The 857-nt window shown below is 36.9% G+C and carries 1 protein-coding gene; it reads left to right on the top strand.

The window, feature by feature from the left end:
• Positions 1-586 (top strand): transposase (locus tag CP366_RS10340; protein WP_233197990.1); only part of this gene is annotated, 586 nt, incomplete at its 5' end.
• Positions 587-857 lie beyond the last annotated feature (271 nt).

Here is an 857-nt window from a genome sequence, read left to right as displayed (position 1 = left end):
CTTGCCTAAGTCACTAAAGAGGCTTTATGCGAAAATCAAGTTTTATCAAAAGCGTTTAGCTAAGAAGCGGACAGTTAATGGCAGAATCAAGGGGACACAAAGTAATAAGTATTTGAAGACGAAAACCAAGCTTCAATCTTGTTATGAACGTGTTTCCAATATTCAGCACGACTTGATGCACAAGTTTACAACCAAACTGGTTAATGATTATGACCAAATAGTAATTGAAAACTTAGACGTAAAAGGCATGCTTATGAGTCACGTTGCTTCAAAAGGTATGCATCGATCAATGTTTGGACTGTTTAGACAGCTATTGGCTTATAAGTGTGATTGGTATGATAAAGAACTGATCTTGGCTAATAAGCTTTATCCGTCAACACAAAGATGTGCAGTTTGTGGTATGGTCAAAAAAGGTGATGAAAAAGTCACCTTAAAGGGTAATCAAAAGCATGGCACTAAGCATAATGAATATATTTGTTATAATCCGGACTGCCCAAATTATGGCAAAGTAGTTGATCGCGATGAAAATGCCATGAAGAACTTGACGCTGTTAATCAGCCATCCAGAATTAAATAAAGCAATATAAATTATCCACGGTCAGGCTATGACCGATAACGATGCCATCATAGTTGGTCAATGCGATTACTCCCTAGTTGGAATATCAGAATACCGGCGTTTTAACGGTGGCGAATGTAAAATGGAAAGGAAAAATATAAGCCTTTGAAGTATGGAAAATACCATTCTTCCATGCTTTTCTACATTTTATATAGCAGAAATACGGAAAGGTAAAAATCGGTAAAAGAAACATACTAACCTAGTGTTGGATCATGAATCGACGGATTCACGATCTGGCACTT

This window comes from Lactobacillus sp. UMNPBX15 (assembly GCF_002553785.1).
Taxonomy (GTDB): domain Bacteria; phylum Bacillota; class Bacilli; order Lactobacillales; family Lactobacillaceae; genus Lactobacillus; species Lactobacillus crispatus.
The sequence above is the reverse complement of the archived record's forward strand: the minus strand, read 5'-3'. Positions and strand labels throughout refer to the sequence as shown.